This is a genomic window from Jezberella montanilacus (assembly GCF_003003055.1).
In the GTDB taxonomy this organism is placed as follows: domain Bacteria; phylum Pseudomonadota; class Gammaproteobacteria; order Burkholderiales; family Burkholderiaceae_B; genus Zwartia; species Zwartia montanilacus.
Map to the genome: position 1 here is coordinate 13,363 of NZ_PVTV01000018.1, position 21,291 is coordinate 34,653.

Below are 21,291 nucleotides of genomic sequence, written 5' to 3' on the forward strand. Positions count from 1 at the left end.
TGTTCGAGTAATCGGTCGTGTTAAAAAAGAAGCGGAGAGAGCTTTTATGCGCTTAGCACCCAACGAACATGAAATGATCCGCGCGGCAATCCATCAGCAAGATGCGCTAGCCGCCGTCTATCTCTTTGGATCCCGAGCGGATGATCGGGCCCGGGGTGGTGACATAGATCTATTGGTTTTGTCAAAGAAAATAAACTTGATGATGAAGTTGGATATGACGGTACGTCGCCTCAATTACTCCGCTGCCGACAATTTAGTCCCGCTCAACATCTCGCTTAGCTTTGCTACAGCCGTGTGATCCTGTCCAGGTCCGAGCATGGCTGCCGACGACGCGCAGAGTTCATTGCAAAGTGACGAGAACGGCACTGGGGTGTTGGTGTCTTTCGCAATGCCCAAAGCAATGCCCAGATCCTTGACCATCAAATCCAGCCCGAAGCCCGAGTTGTATTTGCCTGACAGCACGAACTGCTTGAACTTCTTTTGAGTCGAGTTGTTCATGCCCGTCGAGGCATTGAGCACGTCGACCATAGCTGCCGGGTCAAGGCCAAAGCGCTGGCCAATGATGAGGGCTTCAATGCCAATCAGAAAGCCACCAGCCGACACCAGATTATTGAGCGCTTTCATGGCATGGGCTGAACCGACGCCACCTGTTGGCGTGATGGCAGTACCCATGCAGGATAAGACGGGGCGTACGCGTTCGAGAAGCGCTGCGCTGCCACCAAACATGATGGCTAGCTCACCGGTTTTGGCGCGAGGCACACCACCTGACACAGGGGCGTCAACAAGGTGACCGCCCGCCGCTTCGACTAAGACAGCGAGTGCGCGGGTGGCGGTTGGTACGCCAGAGCTCATTTCAACCACGACGCTATCTTTTTTGAGACCAGCTAAAAGACCGGTTGGGCCAGCCAGTATGCTTTCGACAATCGCGCTGGTTGGTAAAATCGTGATGATGATGTCAGCTGCGGCGGCCAGCTCTTTGTAGCTGACCGCAATTGAGCCACCGAACTCTTTGACAAAGGCTTGCGCGCGCTCGGCCGAGGCGTCAATCACTTGTACTGGAAAGCCGGCTTTGAGGATAAGACTGGCCATGGGCCAGCCCATGCTGCCGATGCCGATAAAGCCAATTGAAGGTTTTGCGCTCATTATTCAGCCGACTTTTTAACAGAGGCTTTTTTTGCTGCGACTTTTTTGGCAGGTGCTTTTTTTGCAGCGACCTTTTTGCTCGTCTTTTTAGCAGCAGGTTTGTCGAACGCACCTTGTTCGGTCAACACTTGATTCGCTGCTTTAAACGCGTCGAGGCCGGCAGGGATGCCGCAGTAGACCGTCGCATGCAACAGAGTCTCTTTAATTTCTTCAACGGTGACGCCATTGTTCAAGGCGCCTAAGACATGCAGTTTGATCTCGGCCGAACGGTTCAGTGCGGTCAGCATGGCCAAGTTGAGCAAACTGCGGGTTTTGCGCGGCAGGCCAGGACGGTTCCAGGCATAGCCCCAGCACCATTCGGTGGTGATGTGCTGAAACGCCATTTGAAATTCATTGGCTTTAGCGATTGATCCATCAACGTATTCAGCACCGAGGACTTCACGACGAGTTTTGAGACCTTCATCCCACAATTTATTGGTTGTTTCTTTTTTTGACATGTCGAGCTCCGAGTGGTTGATAGTGAGACTAAGTTTGATGATGATCGAATCAAGAAGAATCCACTGGATTGTCAAGCTTGCGCTTTCCGTCTGTCAAGCCATTATGCGGCGTCGCCAGTGAAACACGCTGAAGGGATGCTGCTGAGCGCTTGACGCACATCCTGCCAACATCTAAAACAGCGAGATAACTAAAAAATCACAAAAAACGGAGACCCCATGAAGCTGCCCAAGTACGAGATCTTTGCGCTGCGTTACGCGACCATGCAAAACCGCACACGCCGTGAGAATTTTATTTCGCACGATCCGCACGACGACAATATGCCGATGGACTACTTTATATGGGTGATCCGCGACGGTGAGCGCGTCATCTTGGTAGACACAGGTTTTAATGCCAGACAGGCGACAGAGCGCGGTCGAAATTTGTTGCGTTGCCCGATCACTGCTCTAGCTATCCTGGGTATTGATCCAGCCCAAATTGAAGATGTGGTGCTGACACACCTGCATTATGACCATGCCGGCAATATAGACTTGCTGCCCAATGCACGGTTCCATATTCAAGATGATGAAGTCGACTATGCCTGTGGTCGTCACATGTGCGCGGGATTGTTTCGGCATGCTTACGACGTGGAGGATGTGGTGACCTTGATACGCAGGGTGTATACGAATCGGGTCAGTTTTCATGATGGCGCTTACACCCTGGCGCCCGGAATCGAGGTTGTAAAAATCGGTGGCCACACCAAAGGTTTGCAATCATTGCGCGTCCACACAGCCAGAGGATGGGTGGTACTGACTTCAGACGCCAGTCACTATTACGACAATATGGATAAGCCCTCGCCTTTTCCGATTGTGTTTCATCTGGGCGACATGCTTGCGGGCTACGATACCCTTCGTGCCTTGGCCGATTCGCCAGCACACCTCGTTCCCGGGCATGATCCGCTCGTACGCGAGCGCTATCCTTTCTGGGGTGATCCTAAGGATGACATTGTGGCTTTGCATCTTTCACCAAAAGGCTAGGTGTTTGCCCTTATTTCTGGGTACAATATCCCTGCTTTTGAGGAGCGTTGCGACGGATCGTTGGTAATCAACCACCAGTGCTAGTTACCAATACTAGCCATCCGCCAGGCTCAAAAGCTCAAACGTTACCGTTGGCATTTTCCAACTTTAACGGCGCTCACCCAATCCTGTAGACAGCGATTGCGGTGGCTTATTGTCAGCCCAAGCAGTTGCTTCGCAGGCCTACCGGAGCTTACCGCTATGAATGCTGTGACTGACAAATTTACCGATTACTACGTTGCCGACATGTCCCTCGCACAATGGGGCCGTCAAGAAATCGCCATTGCTGAAACTGAAATGCCTGGTTTGATGGCTACTCGCGAAGAGTTTGCTAAGACCAAGCCTCTGAAAGGTGCCCGTATCACAGGCAGCTTGCACATGACCATTCAGACTGCGGTGCTGATTGAAACCTTGCAAGCACTCGGCGCCGAAGTGCGTTGGGCGTCATGCAATATCTACTCAACTCAGGATCATGCTGCTGCTGCGATTGCTGCGATGGGCACTTCAGTGTTCGCCAAGAAAGGCGAAACCCTGACAGAGTATTGGGATTACACCCACAAAATTTTTGAGTGGCCCAATGGCCATCACGCCAACATGATTCTGGATGACGGTGGCGATGCAACATTGTTGCTGCATCTCGGCACCAAAGCCGAGTCTGACATCAGCGTGCTCGATAAGCCAGGTTCAGAAGAAGAAATCGTTCTGTTCAGCGCGATCAAAGCAACGTTGAAGCGTGATCCCAAGTGGTACTCGGTTCGCCTGGCAGCCATCAAAGGCGTGACCGAAGAAACCACGACTGGCGTGCTTCGTCTGTACCAGATGTCGAAAAAAGGCGAGCTGGCTTTTGCTGCGATCAACGTCAATGATTCAGTGACTAAATCAAAGTTTGACAATCTGTACGGCTGCCGTGAATCCCTGGTTGACGCAATCAAGCGTGCAACAGACGTCATGATTGCCGGCAAGATCGCTGTTGTGGCTGGTTACGGCGATGTGGGTAAGGGCTCTGCACAAGCCTTGGCCGCCTTGCGTGCCCAAGTTTGGGTGACAGAAATTGATCCGATTTGTGCGCTTCAAGCGGCAATGGAAGGCTTCAAAGTTGTCACCATGGAAGAAGCAGCTGACAAAGCTGACATCTTCGTAACGGCAACGGGCAACTACAACGTCATTACCCGCGCCCATATGGATCGCATGAAGGATCAGGCCATTGTTTGTAATATTGGCCACTTCGATAACGAGATTGACGTTGTCGGCATCGAAGATCTGAAATGGGAAGAAATCAAGCCCCAAGTCGATCATGTGATCTTCCCTGACGGCAAGCGCATCATTTTGCTGGCCAAAGGTCGTCTGGTTAATCTGGGTTGCGGCACGGGTCATCCCTCATTTGTGATGTCTTCTTCGTTTACGAACCAGACAATCGCACAGATCGAGCTCTTCACACGCAACGACGCTTATCAGTCAGGTCAGGTTTATGTTTTGCCTAAGCACCTCGACGAGAAAGTTGCCCGTTTGCATCTGAAGAAGATTGGCGCTCAATTGACTGAGCTCACACCAGCTCAGGCAGCCTACATCAGCGTGAGCCAGCAAGGCCCATTCAAAGGCGACGCCTACCGCTATTGATGACGGACGCTACGACTCGCTTCGGCGAGTGGTAGCTCTGCGCTCGAGTCTGCTGCGCAAGGATGTCTCTTGCGCAGTATGCTAGTGGTTTACAAAAATCAGGAGACCCAACATGTTATTACTGTGGATATTGAATGCAGTGGCGTTGCTGATCGTTGCCTACTTGCTGCCTGGCATCGTGGTGACTGGTTTCGGCTCTGCTTTGATCGCAGCGGTCGTGTTGGGGCTGCTGAATGTGTTGGTTAAACCTGTTCTGATCTTGTTGACGCTTCCGGTCACGATCGTGACCTTGGGTTTATTTCTGTTTGTGATCAACGCGCTGGTGTTTTGGTTTGTCGGGTCGATACTCAGTGGCTTTAGAGTTGAAGGCTTCTGGTGGGCCGTGATTGGTGCCATTTTGTACAGTGTTATTTCCAGTTTATTGCAAAGTTTGACAGGCGCGTAATGTCATCTCGTTCAGATTCTGTGTTCAGCCTTGAGTTTTTTCCTCCGCGTGATGACGCTGCGCAAGAGCGCCTCTTGGCGGGCGCTCAGAAAATGTTGGTCATGCAGCCGCATTATTGCAGCGTGACCTTTGGCGCCGGCGGGTCAACCAAGGACGGTACACTAGAAACGGTTCGTACCCTGCGTGGCATGGGTTGTGAGGCGGCGCCGCATTTATCATGCATCGGTGCTTCACACAGCGAGCTGCGTTCGCTCTTGCATCGTTATCGTGAGGAAGGCATCAAACGTATTGTCGCGCTGCGCGGTGATCTGCCCTCGGGAATGGGATTAAATGAAGGTGCGCTGCGCTACGCAAGCGACCTGGTCGGGTTCATTCGCAAAGAAACCGGCGACTGGTTTCACATTGAGGTGGGTGCCTACCCAGAGATGCATCCGCAAGCGTCAGGCCCCGAGCGTGACCTGGATCACTTCGTGCGCAAAGTTGAAGCGGGTGCCGACAGTGCTATTACGCAATATTTTTTTAATGCCGATGCCTATTTTGATTTTGTTGATCGGGCGTTAGCTCGCGGCATCGATATCCCGATCGTTCCTGGCATTATGCCGATCACCAACCATAATCAACTGATGCGGTTTTCGGATATGTGCGGGGCTGAAGTGCCGCGCTGGATTCGTTTGCGTCTAGCCGAGATGGGTGATGACAAGGCGTCGATCAAAGCATTCGGTGCGGAGGTCGTGACACAACTGTGCCAGACGCTACTTGAGAACGACGTGCCTGGACTGCACTTCTATACGCTGAATAATGCCGATGCAACCTTGGCGATTTGGCGAGGATTAACTCAATAGCTTTTGAGATTTAGTCGTCAAAAGCGCGGATTTCGTTGGGTGTCCAGCCGCGAGGTGTCAATATTGTGTCAAGTTGCTGATCGTGATCGCTGGCTTGGTACTCAGGAAACTCTTTCTCGATTGCGCCCTCGTCCCAACTGATCCCAATGGTGACTGGATCAATCCCTTTTGACCTTAAGGCATGAAGGGTACGATCATAGAAGCCCTTGCCATAGCCGAGTCGGTCTGCAAATTCAGTGAAGCCCAGCGTTGGTACGAGCATGACGTCAGGTACAAGTGGCTGTTGTTTTGGTGGCTCCATCACGCCAAAGCTTGCCATGGTCATGGGGGTAGCACTGGTCCAGCGATGAAACTCGAGCGGGCTGTCTTTTTCGACCATAACGGGTAGCGCCACGATAACGCCGGCTTCGTCCCATTGCGCTAACAATGGCTCAAGGTCGGGCTCACCGTCCAGCGCCCAGAAAGCAGCGACCACCAAGGGTCGGTTGAACCCTTTGGCCTCAGCGCGATCTGATGATAAGCCTAACCACGTAAACAAACGGCCCCGAATCAAAAGGCTACCCCGTTGGCGCTGTGCAACGGGAATCTGTGATCGAAGCTCAATTAGACGTTTGCGAATCAGGTCTGAGGTATTCTTGGGCATAGGTTGTAAAGTTACAAAACAGTGGGTGTGTGTTAGCACACCGTTATCAAGGGTTCAGATGTGTCAGCAGACAAAGTATCAGAGTTTTAAGTCAAAAAATGTTCTGCAATGCGTGCAGACTTTATTCGCTCTGGCCGTTATCAGTAGTTTGGCGAGCATTGCCCTATTCAATTATCCGGCAAACGCACAGACCAGAATGACTATACAGCCGGATGGCTCGCTGGTCCCTCAACGTGGTGCAGAGCCAGATGAATCCGGTTCAGCGGTTGTAAAACCTGATGCAGCAATCGATACGACTGGGAATGCCCGAGCTGCTCCGCCCGCTGCCTCTTCGAAACCAGTTGTGGCTGCCACACCTGTCAAGTTGCAAAATCTGACACTGCGCGATGAGACGCCAGCAGCGATTGCTGTGGCAAACGCGCGGGATGCGTTGACCAAGAAAGCCTGGGCTCAGTTGTCCACCCTGGTTGGTCCGGCGCAGACTGATATTTTAGGCATCTATCCCGCGTTTTGGGATTTGCGCAATCAATTGGCGAGCAATCGTAATCCAAGCCTTGACCAGGCGTTGACAGCTTTTTTGCAACGACATCCCGATACTTATCTGGCAGACAAATTAAAGGGCGAATGGATTCTGATGTCGGTTGCGACGGGAGACTTCGAAACGGCAGTTTCTCTTGGCGCGGTGAGCAACAGCAACAGTCAAATTGATTGTGCACGATTGCAAGCCAATCATGTCATGGGAAAACGCGCGACTGCAGATCAAGCAGTGAAAGCGTTCGGATCGGGGCAAGCCTGTTGGTCTTTGTTTGATCAGTTGGTGGCTGACCAAGTGCTCACGACACGCGAGATTATCCCCCTGTTTGAGGATGCGATCGAAAAGAATAAGGTTGTGGATGCCCGAAAATTTGCATCTTACGCGCTGGATAAGGTCGATCTGCAAGCGTATGACGTAATGATGCGCGAGCCGCTCAGATGGCTGGCAACTCAAGCATCCGCCCAACGATCAGCGATGCGCAATGAAATGGTGGCCATTGCGTTGACGCGAATGGCCCGTGGCGATTTGAATGCAACGGAAGCCTACCTCAAGCGTGAGTGGCAAGCCAAATTACCCGCTGCGCAACTAAGCTGGGTTTACGCACAGATGGCTTTGCTATCGATGGGGACGCTTGATCCACGCGCGGATGGTTTTTATCATCAGGCTGGCTTGATTCGGCTCAGCGATAACAATCACGCCTGGCGGGTGCGTGCGGCGCTGAGACAAAAGCAAGTCGACTGGTCTTGGATCGTACAGTGTGTTGATCAAATGCCGACCAACATGAAAGCTGAGTCAGCGTGGCTTTATTGGAAGGCTCGTGGGTTAGCAGCGCTAGGTAAAACGGAAGAGGCTAAAGTGATTTACTCGCAAGCTGGCCAGCAATTTAATTTTTATGGTCAGCTGGCGCTTGAAGAAATCGGGCAACAGATTATTGTTCCTCCAGCCGCGCAGCCTGTGACAGCTGAAGAATTGCAACAGGCTAAAAATCATCTTGGCTTGCAACGTGCGATTGCCCTATTCAAACGAGGCCATCGTCCAGATGCGGTACCAGAATGGAATTTCGCCTTGCGCGGGATGAATGACAGGCAATTACTTGCTGCAGCTGAACTGGCGCGCAGTGTCGATATCTACGACCGTGTGGTCAACACTTCTGATCGAACAACCAGCGAGCACGACTTTACCCAGCGTTATATTGCGCCTTTTGAAAACAAGGTTTCTGCGCAAGCAAAGTCAATTTCTCTCGATACAGCCTGGGTCTATGGCTTAATCAGACAAGAGTCGCGCTTCATCATGGATGCGAAGTCAGTTGTGGGTGCCTCTGGTTTGATGCAGGTGATGCCAGCAACCGCAAAATGGGTCGCGAAAAAAATTGGCATGACCGACTATCAACCAGGTCAAGTAATTGACTTTGACACCAATACCAAGCTTGGAACCAGCTACATGAGTATGGTGCTCGAAGATCTCGGTGGATCGCAGGTGTTGGCGAGTGCAGGGTACAACGCAGGTCCGGGCAGACCGATGCAGTGGCGCGCGTCGCTGACGCATGCGGTTGAAGGGGCCATCTTCGCCGAGACGATTCCTTTTAATGAGACGCGTGACTACGTTAAAAACGTATTGGCCAACGCCACCTACTACGCGGCGATGTTTAGCGGCCAGCCTCAATCATTGAAGCACCGATTGGGTCGGATCGAACCTCAGCCGTACGGGAAGAGTCCTTTGCCGTGAGCGATCGCGATGCCCTTGATGGCTTGACTGTATATGTAGTGGGCGGCGCGGTCCGCGATGCGTTATTGGGTCTACCCCCAGGAGATCGCGATTGGGTCGTCGTGGGCAGCACGCCCGAAGAAATGGTTGAGCGAGGATTTGTTCCCGTCGGTGGGGATTTCCCAGTATTTTTGCACCCTGTTTCGAAAGAAGAGTACGCCCTGGCGCGGACCGAGAGAAAGTCGGGCCGTGGCTATCAGGGTTTTACGTTTTATACGGGCCCTGACGTGACGTTAGAAGCGGATCTTGCGCGACGTGACCTAACGATCAATGCAATGGCACGGGGTGCCGATGGCGTCCTTGTTGATCCACTTGATGGTTCTCGTGATCTCACTAGGCGGGTGTTTCGCCATGTTGGACCTGCGTTTGAAGAGGACCCCGTTAGAGTCTTGAGGCTCGCGCGCTTCGCGGCGAGATTCACAGACTTTACTGTGGCTGACGAGACGCTTGCACTTTGCCAGCGTATGAGTGATGTGGGTGAAGTAAGCCATCTTGTACCTGAACGCGTCTGGCAAGAAATCGCTCGCGGCTTGACGAGTGAGCAACCGTCGCGGATGTTTGAAGTGTTAGCACTAGCTCGAGCGACGCAGCACATCCTGCCCCACTGGGTTGATAGCAAGCGTGTTCGGGAGGCGCTCAATCAGGCAGCTAAAGATTCAATTTTGCCTCTGCATTGCCGCTACGCCTTACTCTGTCTGGATACAGTCGAGACAAAAGCCTTATCTCAGCATTTGCGTGTGCCCGCTGATTGTGCGGATATGGCGCGTTTGTTGCCAGTGGTTCTGACCAACGCAGAAGCCAAGACTACGGGTGATACCGAAAGCACCTTGGGATTGATAGAAACGTGTGATGGTTTACGTAAACCAGAGCGTTTCGAATTGCTCTTGCGTACAGCAGTGATTGTGACTGAGCTTGATATCTCACTGTGGTTGCAAAAACTGCGTGCAGTGCGCGGGGTAGATGCTGGATCAATTGCAGCTGGTCTGAAAGACCCTTCAGTGATCAAAACGGCCGTTCGACAAGCTCGGTTAGCCGCCCTGACGTAAAGCGTTGCTACAACTGGTGCCGTCGATCCCCCCGGCTAAAGCCCATTAGTGACGGCTCAAGGCCTCGGCCAATCACCAGCACCTTAAACAATTCGCCCATCTCGGCTTCAGAGATCAGCTTCTGCACAGCGTTGTTCATGGTCATGCGCGCTTGCACCGGGAAACCCTCATCCCGCTGTCGCGACATGATTAATTCGGTTAAACCAGCATTGATCAGAAAGCGCGCTTGTGAGGTGTAGCCTAATACGTCTAAACCACTAGCCAGAGCGGCATCTGCCATGGCCGTGAAATCGACGTGCGCTGTGATGTCCTGCAGGCCAGGTGCCAAAAATGGATTGTCGTGAGCTCGATGCTGGATATGGCACATCAGGGTGCCCCGATGGCGTTGAGGATGATAGTATTCAGACCGTGGGAACCCATAGTCTATGAGAATAGCGGCACCCTTGGTCAGCCAGCCTGCGGTCTCTTTGATCCAGGCTTCGCCCCGCAGGTTGATTTCCGACTGATAGCCAGGCATGGCGGGACAGCGCTGCGCAATTGTCTCAGCAAGTGAGGTGTCGGCGAGCCGATCCTGCCAGACAAACTGAGCGTCTGGATTCGCTGCTTTATTGAGCGCGATACCCCGTTGCAGCACGTGGGGATTTGCCCCTTCCTCTGTCGGTAACGACCACGCGAAGACATCTACCGGCATGGCATCAAGGACTTCATTTGCGAGCACGCAACCGATGAAAGCCGTCGGTGCCTGATCCAGCCAGCGGATACGATCACCCCAAGAAGCAAGTCGTGTTTGTTGCCTTGCTTTTAGATCGGCTGAGACTTCCAGGATTGTGTATTGAGCTTTGATGCCAAGCACGTCGAGGTGAGTTAACACGTCGTCGGCCAGCGCCCCGGTGCCGGCACCAAACTCGAGTACGTTGAGGCTCTCGCAACTGCTTAAAATCTCTGCCACCTGATTGGCCAATGTTTGACCAAATAAAGGGGTGAGCTCAGGCGCAGTGATGAAGTCGCCAGTCAGTCTTTTAGCGTTTGGTGTGTTGTCTGCGAGCTTGACACTGCCCGCAGCGTAATAGCCTAAACCCGGCGCGTAGAGCGCATGATGCATCCAAGCACTAAAGGGCAGCCAACCGCCTTGTTTGATTATCTGGTCGCGCAAAAAAGAACAGACGCGATGACTATGAGCCATCGCGTCTGCACTCACCGAAATAGCGTTATCGGTGGACATTACTCAAACATCTCTCTAGCGACGACCGCCATCGAAATTAAAGCCACGGCGAGGTGCGCCAGCCGCTGCTGCGCGAGGCGCGCCGCCTGGTCGACCAGCACCCGCACCGATACCGGTACGAGCTGGACCATCACCACGAGGGGCGAAGGACTTGCCGGCAGGTGCCGCTGCACGTGGAGCGAACTCCCGTGAGGGGCGTGCTGGTTTGCCATTGCCCGCGTAGGGATTGTCGCTGCGAGCTGCAAAAGGCTTGTCACCACGAGGTGCAAAGCTGCGCTCACGATCACCACCAAATTTCTTTTCGCCAGCGGGTTTGTCTGAGCGTGCTGCAAACGGTTTGTCACCTCGTGGTGCAAAAGGTTTGCCGCCACCGAAGGATTTCTCACCGTAGGATTTTTCGCTGTATGACTTTTCACCACGAGGTGCCGAGCTACGGTCGCGATCGCCGAAAGACTTAGCACCGCCGAACGACTTTTCGCCACCGAAGGATTTCTCGCCATATGATTTTTCACCGCGAGGAGCAAAACTGCCATCACGATCGCCACCGAAGCGTGAGCCACCAGCATTGCTGCCTGAACGTGGTTTGCCACCAGCACCAGAACGTGGGCCACCGCGTGACGCGCCAAAGCGATCCCCGCTGCGACCGCCAGAAGGACCTTCTGGGCGCATTTTTGGTGCGCGCTGTGGTTCGAGACCAGCAATGACTTCAGATGGGATAGGATGACCGATGAAGTGCTCGATACGGCGCACCTTATGACGCTCACTGTGGGTGGCCAACGTAAAGGCCAAACCGTTGCGACCAGCACGACCGGTACGACCGATACGGTGGACGTAGTCTTCTGCCTGCATGGGTAGATCAAAATTGATGGCGTGGCTGATGGCTTTGACGTCGATACCGCGTGCAGCAACGTCAGTTGCAACCAGAATGCGGACGTGACCATCTTGCACTTGCTCGAGTGTACGAGTGCGTTGACGTTGGTTCATGTCGCCATGCAAAGGCATCACGGTAAAACCTTGATCGGACAAGTGATTGGCCAGATCATCGCAACCACGTTTGGTGGCGGTAAACACAATCGCTTGATCCATTGATGCATCACGCAAGACGTGATCAAGCAGACGCAGTTTGTGCTGGACGTCATCAGCGTAGAGAAGGGCTTGCGTAATATTTGCGTGACGATCTGACTGCGAAGCCATTTCGATACGCTCTGGGTCACGCATCATACGAGCGGCCAATTTAGCGACCGTGCCGTCAAGCGTTGCTGAGAACAGCAAGGTCTGGCGCGACTCTGGGCAACGATCAACGATGGTGTTGATATCGTCAATAAATCCCATGTCAAGCATACGATCTGCTTCATCCAGGACCAAGGTGTGGACAGTTGACAGATCAACGCGACGGGCTTGTAGATGATCGAGCAAACGACCAGGCGTTGCCACTAAAACGTCGACACGGCGTGACAGCGCTTTGAGCTGCGCACCGTAAGGCATGCCACCGACGACCGTTGCGATATGCAAGTCGTTCAGGTTGGCGCCATAAGTGGCGGTTGCTTCGCTCACTTGCAGGGCAAGTTCACGAGTAGGCGTCAATACCAGCACTTGAACGCCGCGGCCTTTGTTGCCGGGCTTGCCAGCAATCTTATGTAAGGCTGGCAACATGAAGGCAGCAGTTTTACCGCTACCTGTTTGTGATGAAACCATCAAGTCTTTGCCAGCTAAGGCGGCGGGAATCGCAGCTAGCTGAACTGGCGTCGGGGTCGTAAAACCCGTTTCTTGAATGGAAGATAGCAATGCGGGGGCTAGCCCCAACGAATCGAAGGACATGACTTTCCTTTTGACCAGGTCATGGTCAATATGACGAGCCCGGAAAAAGGGTGGACCGGAGATCGTCGGTTGAATCGAGCATCGTGCCGACCGAATCAACCGAACGTCTGGGCTACAGAGACTAAAAAACAGTCTTTGGAACTTTGCCCACGAAAGGAAAGGAGGTCAGGAATCGATGATGAGGGCGGTCTGGCCGGGTTATCAACTTGATCAGGGGATACCTGACAGTTGTCGGACAGAGGCTGCCTGAGCTAAACATCAGCATCAGTGCCGTTTGGTGGTTTCGAGTGAAACTTTCGTTTGAAACAATGGTTTCGTTTGAAACAACTTATTTGCAGCGACCCGAAGTGTAGAGGAATTTTCGTGCGGGGTAAACCCCTAAATGCAAATCTGTTTTTAATTTGCAACTCAACACGTGAATACGTGGTTCTACGCATGGGCGTCTTGACCTGCTTTTGTCAAACTTCATACCTATTTAAAATTTGATTCTCAATTTGATGTAAATTGATGCATATTATGATGTTAAAGAGTCACGCCATGCGTACCACTGTCACGATCGACGATGCTTTGTATCAGCAAGCGCTAGAGTTAGCCGACGAAAGCATGGATAAGTCCGACCTGTTCAGAGAAGCCATCAAAACGTTCGTCAGGGTCCAAGCAGGTAAACGGCTTGCAGCGCTAGGTGGCTCGATGCCAGATATGCAAAATATCCCTCGCAGACGCGAGGAATAGGCGTCATGACAAAGGTGCTGGTTGATACGTCGGTGTGGGTGGATCATTTCAAGAGCATAAACAACGCTTTGGCCAATCTGATTGCGTTAGACATGGCTCTTGTGCATCCGATGGTCATTCTTGAAATTGCTTGCGGTACACCCCCTGCTCCGAGAGAGCAAACCCTTAAAAATCTTAAGCAACTGCAGTCAAGCGAGCAGGCTCGTTTAAGTGATGTGATGACGTTTATCGAGAATGAAAATGTTTATGGGCTGGGATGTGGCTTGGTCGATATGACGCTTTTGGTATCTGTGCTGATCACCCCAGGGGCGCTGATCTGGACAATGGATAAACGCCTTGAACATTTAGCTACTCAGTTTAACGTCTCGTTTCAACCAGTATTTCACTAACCCCCAGTCAGACTCGAGTTGTAAGTTTTGAAGCAAACAATTACGAGCGTAAATTTACGTGGCTCATGACGGCTCTTTATGGCGGTCTGTTGGCGCTCGTCGGGTTTCTAGGCAAGTATTTGATTGATAGTTACGGCAAATGAACGGTTGCCTTAAATGACGGGGTAAATCGAGTCGCAAACCAACGGATGCTTTAAAGCTTGAAACTCACCAGTCAATCGCCTTCAGGCCTTGCTCAACCAACCACTGATTAGTCTGAACAAAATGTCCGCAACCAATAAAGGGCAGCGGCGGTCTCATCGCTGACAACGGCGAGGGATGATTCGCTTTCAAGATCAGATGGTGAGCGTGCTGAGCAATCAACGCTTCTTTAGTTTGCGCATGGGTACCCCACAACATAAAGACCTTAGGCGACGGCTCGGCTGCTACGCCCGTGATGATGGCATCCGTGATCGACTCCCAGCCAAGCTTGGCGTGCGAGGCGGCTTTGCCGTCTTCAACTGTTAAGACAGAGTTGAGCAACAAGACCCCTTGATCGACCCAGCGAGTCAGATCATTGGTTGACAAGGTGCCAATAAAATCCCGTTGAATCTCTTTGAAAATATTACGTAAACTCGGTGGGCACTTCTCGTGATCAGGCACCGAGAACGCCAGCCCTTGGGCTTGATTCGGCCCGTGATAAGGGTCTTGTCCCAGGATCACGACTTTCACAGACTGCGGCACTAATTGCTTTAGCATCTTAAAAGGTAAGGTCGGATATATCACCACCTCTTGCGCTAAGCGCGCCTGAAGAAACTGACTCAGTCCTCCAAGCGTCTCGAGCAGCTGAGTTTGACTCAACAAGTGTTGCCAGGGCAGAGGCAGATCTTGCAAATGCTCGATGAGATCCGGTTTGACCAGACGATTGTGTGCTGCAGGCATGGACAATAAAAAGGTCTGCTTAACCTGGGGTCGAATGCTGGCGACGAGCGAGCATCAATTTTAAGGCTTCATCTCGTTCAATCACCAATCGCGCTTGCATGGCAACCGGTGCATCGACCATTCGACCTTCGAACGTGCAGGCGGCGCGACCGGCGCGGCACTCTGCTTCGTAAGTCTCTAGCAAGGCACGTGCGCGATCGACGCTGGCTTGTGGCGGGCTGAAGGCTTCGTTAGCGGCCTCAACTTGTGACGGGTGAATGCAGAACGCCCCTTCAAACCCAAGCCGCGCTGCCCGTTGAACCGTTTCACGGAACTTCTCTTTGTCAGCGAAATCAGCCACTGAGCCAACAAAGCCAATTGGTGCGATTCCCGCGCGACGGCAGGCGGCAACAGCCATGACGTTAGGGATGTAAAGGCTATCGGGATCAACGGCCATTCGCATGGAGACCGCCAAATCTTCGGCGCCGACAATCATGGCGCAAAGTCTGGGATGAGATTGAGCGATGTCATCGATATTGTGCAAGCCGTTCGCATCTTCAACCATTGCAATCAATTTCGTATGACCAAGCGGCAGACCAGCTTCGACTTCACATTCGTCAAGTATTTCAGCAACCGTCCGGATAAACGAGCCGTCAGGCACTTTGGGTAGCGTCAGCGCCTTGACTGACTGGCGAACACAGGCCTCGATATCTTTGACCATCAACCGGATGGGTCGATTAATACGCACGATTACATCGTAGCCTGCTGCATTGGCCTTATCCGCTAACTCACCGATCCGGTTGCGTGCACTGTCTTTTAAATCGGGGGCGACACTATCTTCAAGGTCAAGCTGGATACAGTCAGTGGGGCGACGCAGAGCGCTTTCTAAAAAACGGTCGCTGCTAGCTGGCACGAAGAGCATTGAGCGCCAGCTGAAGGGCACGGCTTGTGGTGGGTTTTTCATGAGTTATGACTTGAGTTATTAGTTGAGTTAAGGGCGCTCTCGAGCGCGTGGACAATAATTTTCAGGACTTCGATTCGAGCATATTTTTTGTCATTAGCCGACAAAACATGCCAGGGGGCAACCAGCGTATCGGTGTGATCAAACATATCCCTCGTGGCCACTGCATAGGCTTTTGACTTACTTCGATTACGCCAATCCTCATCAGTCATTTTGAATTGCTTAAAGGGGGATTGCTCACGTTCACGAAAACGTTTGAGCTGTTCATCCGAGCTAACGGCGAGCCAGAATTTCAACACGATCGTACCGTGATCGATCAGGTGTTGCTCGAAGTCATTGATTTCGCCGTAGGCTCGGGTCCAGGCGCTTTTCTTGATCAGTTTTTCTACCCGCTCGACTAGCACGCGCCCATACCAAGAGCGATCAAAAATTGCCACCCTGCCATGGCGAGGAATATTTTGCCAGAAGCGCCACAGATAGGGCCGTTGTTGCTCTTCTTTTGTGGGGGCAATCACTGCCATGACACTATATTGGCGCGCATCAATGGCACGGGTAACCCGACGGATTGTGCCGCCCTTACCGGCTGCGTCGTTACCTTCAAACACAAGGGCCAGAGAGCGGTGTTTGAATTTTTCACTACGGACTAACTGGGCAAGTCGGTTTTGCAAACCCAGTAGCTCGACCTCGTAGACGTCTTTCTCAAGGGTTAAGGCGTAGTTGATCTGATCGAGCGCAGTTTTATGCGTTTTGGCTAAGATCGGCGCACCCGGATTGTGTAATGGAGGAACCTTGGCCGAAGGTCGTTTAAGCGCTTGCAACACAGCCTGAGCTGTCCGGACCGCTCGAAGATTTGGGTCTGCGCTGGGAATGATAATCCACGGTGCGTAAGGCGTGTCGGTTGCTTCGATTATTCGCGCACCTGCATCCCGAAGTTTGTCGAAGTTCTTATAAACTTTTTTATCTGCTTTGGCCACTTGCCAGGCAGTCGATGGGTTTGCCAGCAGCGTTTTCGTTCTGGTTCGTTGTGCGCCTTGCGATAAATGAAACCAGAGCTTGAGCAGTCGTACGCCATTGGCTGCGAGATTGGCTTCGAGCCGTTTCAGATAGAGAATATCGCTGGCGAGCTTGTCGTGATCGGGCTTTTTTTTCAAAGCCTGTTCGATTAATTGCACATAACCAGCACCATAAATGATGCCGATCGATCCCTTGGGGGGCAAGCTCATCCATAAACGGCGAACACGCGGAAACAACAACTCATCTGCACTGGGATCGGGAAACGCCACCGTGTGAATATGTCTGGGATCCATCCACTCATTCAGCAAGTTGATGGTTTCAGTTTTTCCGGCACCATCGATCCCGCTGACGAAAATCACCAGAGACTCGTCTTTGACGCTGAGGTGACGGTATTGCTCTAGCAGTAATTGCACCCTAAGGGTCGCCTCAAGCTGTTTCCTGTCGGCGTCGGTCAGTCGCGGATCGGACTCTGACTCTTCAAACATGGTTGGCAAAATCCCCTGCGGTCATTAAGCGATGAGTCTGGCGAGTTCTGCCCCTGGGTCAGCTGCACGCATGAAGGCCTCACCCACGAGGAAGGCGTTAACGTCATGTTGTTTCATTAATTGAACGTCTTCCGGCTTGAGAATACCGCTTTCAGTGACAACTCGTCTGTCCATGGGAATACGCGGTAGCAAATCCAAGGTGTTTTGCAGACTGGTCTCGAAGGTTCTGAGGTTGCGATTGTTGATGCCCAGCAGCGAGGTTTGCATTTGTAGCGCGACATCTAGCTCTTCGCTGTCGTGGACTTCGACCAGTACGTCCATTCCCAAGTCATAGGCACAAGCCTCGAACTCAAGCAGTTGTGACAGTTTTAAAGCCGAGACGATTAACAAAATACAGTCGGCGCCCATGGCGCGCGCGGCAATGATTTGATACAGGTCAATAATGAAGTCTTTGCGCAAAACCGGTAAGCTGCAGGCTGCACGAGCTTGACGCAAGTGATCGTGTGAACCGTGAAAAAACTGGACATCGGTCAAAACCGACAGGCAGGCAGCGCCGTGTTTCTCGTATGACACTGCGATTTCCGCCGGTTTGAAGTCATCACGCAAGACCCCTTTTGACGGAGACGCTTTTTTAATTTCTGCGATGACCCCCGCGCCACCCGCCTGTATTTTTTCTTCGATCGCGTTTGCGAAGTCCCGCACGTCTTGGCGAGCTTGCGCTTCGCGCAGCATTTCCGCTTCACTGCGCATGTGACGCGCCGAGGCAACTTCTTCAGCTTTGACGGCTAGGATTTTTTTAAGGATGTCGCTCATGCTTGAAAAGTCCTGGTTCTTGCGCAGAATGCGTCGAGCTTTGCAAGCGCCGCGCCGCTTGCAAGTGTGCTGAACGCCAGCTCAACACCTGCCTTCATCGTGGGTGCTTTATCGCCCACGTAAATGGCTAAGCCCGCATTGAGTGCCACGATGTCACGCGCAGCACCAGCCGTATTGGATAAAGCTTGACGAACCATAACACTTGATTCCTCTTTGCTAGCTACCCTTAACGAGCGGTTCGATGTCATGGTTAAGCCGAAGTCTTCGGGATGAATTTCATATTCGCTGATGATGCCATGCTTGAGTTCACCCACCATCGTTGTCGCACCAAGGGATGCTTCATCCATCCCGTCTTTGCCGTGAACGATGAGAACATGACGGGAACCCAGGCTTTGCAAGACTCTCACTTGTATGCCAACCAGGTCCGGATGAAAGACGCCCATTAATTGATTAGCAGCACGCGCCGGGTTAGTCAAAGGCCCAAGCAAATTGAACATGGTTCTGACGCCTAACTCTTTTCGCACTGGGGCAATGTGTTTCATCGCACTGTGGTGAGCTTGCGCAAACATGAAGCCAATACCTAGCTCATTGATGCAATCTGCCACTTGTGTGGGCGTCAAGCTGATGTTGGCGCCGAGTGCTTCCAGTACATCCGCACTACCTGAGGAGGACGAAGCGCTTCGTCCTCCATGCTTGGCGATCGGCACACCAGCAGCAGCAGCAACAAACATCGCTGCAGTTGAAATGTTGAATGTATTGCTACCGTCACCGCCTGTGCCACACATATCCACGAGTGCATCGGTATCGGGCACAGCGACAGGTGTTGCAAACTCGCGCATGACTTGCGCAGCCGCACTGATTTCGCCTACGGTTTCCTTTTTGACTCGCAAGCCAATTAAGAGGGCTGCTGCCATCGTTGGAGGCATCTCGCCCTTCATAATCATGCGCATCAGGTGCAACATCTCGTCGTGAAAGATTTCTCGATGCTCGATGCAGCGGCTTAGTGCTTCGGTCGGTGTGATGCTCATCAGGCAGCCTTTTGCTCAGTCAATTCATTGAGCTCGAGAAAGTTCTTTAGCATGGCATGACCATGCTCTGACAAAATCGATTCTGGATGAAACTGTACGCCATAAATTGCTAATGTTTTATGTCTGACGCCCATGATCTCACCGTCGGTGGTTTCGGCTGTGATTTGTAAACAATCAGGGATTGTCGAACGTTCAATCGCTAGCGAGTGATAGCGAATAACAGTAAAGGGCGACGGCAGACCTTTAAACACATCTGATTGCGCGTGCGTGATGGCTGAGGTCTTGCCGTGCATAATTTCTTTGGCACGAATAATGTTGCCGCCAAAAGCTGCCCCGATTGCTTGATGACCCAGGCACACGCCAAGAATTGGTTTTTTACCTGCAAAGTGCTCAATGACGGCGATTGAGATTCCGGCTTCGGCTGGCGAGCAAGGGCCAGGTGAAATGCAGATTCTGTCAGGGTTTAATTTTTCGATTTCATCAACGGTAATTTGGTCGTTGCGGTACACGCGAACATCTTCACCGAGTTCGCCAAAGTATTGAACCAGGTTGTAGGTGAACGAATCATAGTTGTCTATCATCAGCAGCATGTCAACACCTCTATCAGATTGGATCGTCAAGCCCGTTTTGCACTTGCTCGGCAGCCCTCAGCACTGCTCGAGCCTTCGCCTCGGTTTCCAGCCATTCTTTTTCTGGATCCGAGTCGGCAACAATGCCGGCTGCGGCTTGAACATAAAGCATATTGTTTTGCACGATGCCAGTGCGGATCGCAATCGCGACATCCATCTCGCCACTGTAGCTCAGGTAGCCAGCAGCGCCGCCATAGATACCCCGGCGAACAGGCTCGAGTTCATCGATGAGTTCCATGGCGCGCACCTTGGGCGCGCCGGTTAAGGTGCCGGCCGGGAAGGTCGCACGCAACACGTCCATGTTTGTCGTCCCTGCTTTGAGCGTGCCCGTGACGTTCGATACCAGATGCATCACGTGCGAATAGCGCTCGATCACCATCGTATCGGTGACTTCGACAGAACCGATTTTGGCGACACGACCCACATCGTTGCGAGCCAGGTCGATCAACATCACGTGCTCGGCACGTTCTTTGGGATCAGCCAGCAGCTCTGCTGCCATCGCGGCGTCTTCTTCTGGTGTAGCGCCGCGTTTACGGGTGCCAGCTAAGGGACGGATGGTGACTCGGGTTTCGGGCGTTTCGCCGTCTGGGGCAGGTAGCTTTTCTTGTCTGACCAATATTTCTGGTGAAGCACCGACGACTTCGAAATCACCGAAGTTCCAGTAGTACATATAGGGTGAGGGGTTGAGCGACCGCAAGGCTCGATAAAGCGATAACGCTGAGTCGCTAAAAGGCTTGGCGATCACCTGACCGACTTGCACCTGCATCAGATCGCCGGCAGCAATGTACTCTTTTGCCTTGAGCACAGCCGTCAGGTAGTCCTGCTTGGCAAAACTGCGCTGCTCTTCTGTCAGCACGCTTGCGTAGCTGTATGGGATATCGGCGGGTTTGCGCAGTCGCATGCGCAAATCCTTCAAGCGTTGCTGGCCTTTTGAATAGGCTTCAGGCGTGGCAGGATCCACGTAGACCAGAAAATAAATTTTGCCACTCAGATTGTCGACAATGACAAGTTCGTCGATCTGCAGCAACAAAATATCAGGTGGACCTTCGCCCATGCCTTTGGGATAGGGCTTCTTCGCAGGCCCCAGTTTGGGCTCCATGTGACGGACGGCATCGTAACCAAAGTATCCCGCCAAGCCGCCTGCAAACCGCTGAATGCCCGGGCGCAGGGAGACCTTGAAGCGAGCCTGATATTGCTCGATGAAGGCTAAGGGGTCACCCTCATGGGTTTCAACGACTTCTTCGTCACTGACCACCTCAATCTTGTTGCCACGAGATCTGAGCAGATTGTGCGCAGGCAGACCGATGAACGAGTAGCGCCCAAAACGTTCGCCACCCACGACGGATTCGAGCAGGCAGGTATTTTTGCGACCCGTTTTGCTGTTTTGGGCCAACTTGAGATATAGCGCCAAGGGTGTATCCAGATCAGCGTAAGTCTCGGTGATCAGCGGGATACGGTTATAACCTTGTGCTGCAAGTGCGTTGAATTCAATTTCTTTCATTTCAAAAACCTAAAAAAAAAGCCCGACCATATTGAGGCGGGCTTGGTTTTGCTACTTGGCGCTTGTGTGGTTAACCACCTGCAAGCTGAACATCAATGAACCATTACCCGAGATGCGAACGCCACCAGCGCCAATAGGCGCCAATTGAAATCGCATTTAGGGTTATCTTCATCTCAAAATCTCTTTATCGACGTGCCGCGATCGACTCGCCTGC

Annotated in this window: 20 protein-coding genes, 1 pseudogene and 1 riboswitch; of the genes and pseudogenes, 9 read left to right on the forward strand and 12 right to left on the reverse strand. The window is 52.4% G+C overall.

The features are described from left to right. Positions 1-73 precede the first annotated feature (73 nt). Positions 74-298 (forward strand): nucleotidyltransferase domain-containing protein, encoded by a 225-nt coding sequence (locus BCM14_RS15445; RefSeq protein WP_375318492.1) that lies wholly within the window; start codon positions 74-76, stop codon positions 296-298. Here BCM14_RS15445 and BCM14_RS14095 read toward each other — a convergent pair. Next, complete coding sequence (locus BCM14_RS14095; RefSeq protein WP_106228691.1) at positions 235-1,143, reverse strand: NAD(P)-dependent oxidoreductase; 909 nt, start codon at positions 1,141-1,143, stop codon at positions 235-237. The two genes, BCM14_RS15445 and BCM14_RS14095, sit on opposite strands and share 64 nt — an antisense overlap. Before the next feature lie 104 nt (positions 1,144-1,247). Next, positions 1,248-1,640 (reverse strand): annotated as a pseudogene (locus tag BCM14_RS14100) (carboxymuconolactone decarboxylase family protein); the annotation flags it as partial. 216 nt (positions 1,641-1,856) lie between these two features. Between BCM14_RS14100 and BCM14_RS14105 the strand changes: the two are divergent. The 4 genes from BCM14_RS14105 (at position 1,857) to metF (ending at position 5,597) form a co-directional block, all read left to right on the forward strand. Next, a complete protein-coding gene (locus BCM14_RS14105; RefSeq protein WP_106228693.1) occupies positions 1,857-2,654 on the forward strand; it encodes an N-acyl homoserine lactonase family protein in 798 nt (265 codons plus the stop codon). A 33-nt stretch (positions 2,655-2,687) separates the two neighbouring features. Continuing rightward, positions 2,688-2,820, forward strand: a riboswitch (S-adenosyl-L-homocysteine riboswitch). A gap of 74 nt (positions 2,821-2,894) precedes the next feature. Then, a complete protein-coding gene (ahcY, locus tag BCM14_RS14110) occupies positions 2,895-4,310 on the forward strand; it encodes an adenosylhomocysteinase (protein ID WP_106228694.1) in 1,416 nt (471 codons plus the stop codon). 112 nt (positions 4,311-4,422) lie between these two features. Then, on the forward strand, positions 4,423-4,755 hold the full coding sequence (locus BCM14_RS14115) for a phage holin family protein (protein ID WP_106228695.1): 333 nt from the start codon (positions 4,423-4,425) through the stop codon (positions 4,753-4,755). Then, on the forward strand, positions 4,755-5,597 hold the full coding sequence (gene metF / locus BCM14_RS14120) for a methylenetetrahydrofolate reductase [NAD(P)H] (RefSeq protein WP_106228696.1): 843 nt from the start codon (positions 4,755-4,757) through the stop codon (positions 5,595-5,597). The genes BCM14_RS14115 and metF overlap by 1 nt, the downstream gene beginning before the upstream one ends. Before the next feature lie 10 nt (positions 5,598-5,607). On the opposite strand, the gene BCM14_RS14125 is transcribed toward metF, so the two are convergent. Continuing rightward, positions 5,608-6,240 (reverse strand): 5-formyltetrahydrofolate cyclo-ligase, encoded by a 633-nt coding sequence (locus BCM14_RS14125; protein WP_106228697.1) that lies wholly within the window; start codon positions 6,238-6,240, stop codon positions 5,608-5,610. 196 nt (positions 6,241-6,436) lie between these two features. On the opposite strand from BCM14_RS14125, the gene BCM14_RS14130 reads away from it, so the two are divergent. Together BCM14_RS14130 and BCM14_RS14135 are read left to right on the forward strand one after the other, a co-directional pair. Next, positions 6,437-8,500 carry a lytic transglycosylase domain-containing protein gene (locus tag BCM14_RS14130; protein WP_259673648.1) on the forward strand — a complete coding sequence of 688 codons (2,064 nt, stop codon included), beginning with the start codon at positions 6,437-6,439 and terminating at the stop codon, positions 8,498-8,500. Beyond that, positions 8,497-9,585, forward strand: a complete 1,089-nt coding sequence (locus BCM14_RS14135; protein ID WP_106228699.1) for a tRNA nucleotidyltransferase/poly(A) polymerase-related protein — start codon at positions 8,497-8,499, stop codon at positions 9,583-9,585. Before BCM14_RS14130 ends, BCM14_RS14135 begins: the two co-directional genes overlap by 4 nt. A gap of 7 nt (positions 9,586-9,592) precedes the next feature. Here BCM14_RS14135 and BCM14_RS14140 read toward each other — a convergent pair whose 3' ends face one another. Beyond that, a complete protein-coding gene (locus BCM14_RS14140; RefSeq protein WP_106228700.1) occupies positions 9,593-10,807 on the reverse strand; it encodes a class I SAM-dependent methyltransferase in 1,215 nt (404 codons plus the stop codon). Between the two features lie 15 nt (positions 10,808-10,822). Further along, positions 10,823-12,625, reverse strand: a complete 1,803-nt coding sequence (locus tag BCM14_RS14145) for a DEAD/DEAH box helicase (RefSeq protein WP_106228701.1) — start codon at positions 12,623-12,625, stop codon at positions 10,823-10,825. A 537-nt stretch (positions 12,626-13,162) separates the two neighbouring features. On the opposite strand from BCM14_RS14145, the gene BCM14_RS14150 reads away from it, so the two are divergent. Both BCM14_RS14150 and BCM14_RS14155 read left to right on the forward strand, forming a co-directional pair. Then, positions 13,163-13,357: a type II toxin-antitoxin system VapB family antitoxin gene (locus BCM14_RS14150; protein WP_106228784.1), complete on the forward strand. Its 195-nt coding sequence runs from the start codon at positions 13,163-13,165 to the stop codon at positions 13,355-13,357. 5 nt (positions 13,358-13,362) lie between these two features. After that, a complete protein-coding gene (locus BCM14_RS14155) occupies positions 13,363-13,746 on the forward strand; it encodes a type II toxin-antitoxin system VapC family toxin (RefSeq protein ID WP_106228702.1) in 384 nt (127 codons plus the stop codon). 207 nt (positions 13,747-13,953) lie between these two features. Here BCM14_RS14155 and BCM14_RS14160 read toward each other — a convergent pair whose 3' ends face one another. Genes BCM14_RS14160 through trpE form a run of 7 tightly spaced genes read right to left on the reverse strand, consistent with a single transcriptional unit; the run spans position 13,954 to position 21,077 of the window. Next, on the reverse strand, positions 13,954-14,667 hold the full coding sequence (locus BCM14_RS14160; RefSeq protein ID WP_106228703.1) for a uracil-DNA glycosylase: 714 nt from the start codon (positions 14,665-14,667) through the stop codon (positions 13,954-13,956). A gap of 19 nt (positions 14,668-14,686) precedes the next feature. Next, on the reverse strand, positions 14,687-15,610 hold the full coding sequence (locus tag BCM14_RS14165) for an HpcH/HpaI aldolase/citrate lyase family protein (RefSeq protein ID WP_106228704.1): 924 nt from the start codon (positions 15,608-15,610) through the stop codon (positions 14,687-14,689). Further along, entirely contained in the window at positions 15,607-17,106 is a 1,500-nt protein-coding gene (gene pap, locus BCM14_RS14170; protein ID WP_106228705.1) for a polyphosphate:AMP phosphotransferase, read from the reverse strand. The genes BCM14_RS14165 and pap overlap by 4 nt, the downstream gene beginning before the upstream one ends. A gap of 24 nt (positions 17,107-17,130) precedes the next feature. Then, a complete protein-coding gene (trpC, locus tag BCM14_RS14175; RefSeq protein ID WP_106228706.1) occupies positions 17,131-17,919 on the reverse strand; it encodes an indole-3-glycerol phosphate synthase TrpC in 789 nt (262 codons plus the stop codon). Continuing rightward, complete coding sequence (gene trpD / locus BCM14_RS14180) at positions 17,916-18,947, reverse strand: anthranilate phosphoribosyltransferase (RefSeq protein ID WP_106228707.1); 1,032 nt, start codon at positions 18,945-18,947, stop codon at positions 17,916-17,918. Before trpD ends, trpC begins: the two co-directional genes overlap by 4 nt. Then, positions 18,947-19,537, reverse strand: coding sequence for an anthranilate synthase component II (locus BCM14_RS14185; protein WP_106228708.1), 591 nt, complete (start codon positions 19,535-19,537; stop codon positions 18,947-18,949). Before BCM14_RS14185 ends, trpD begins: the two co-directional genes overlap by 1 nt. Before the next feature lie 13 nt (positions 19,538-19,550). After that, positions 19,551-21,077: an anthranilate synthase component I gene (trpE, locus tag BCM14_RS14190; RefSeq protein WP_106228709.1), complete on the reverse strand. Its 1,527-nt coding sequence runs from the start codon at positions 21,075-21,077 to the stop codon at positions 19,551-19,553. Positions 21,078-21,291: the final 214 nt, after the last annotated feature.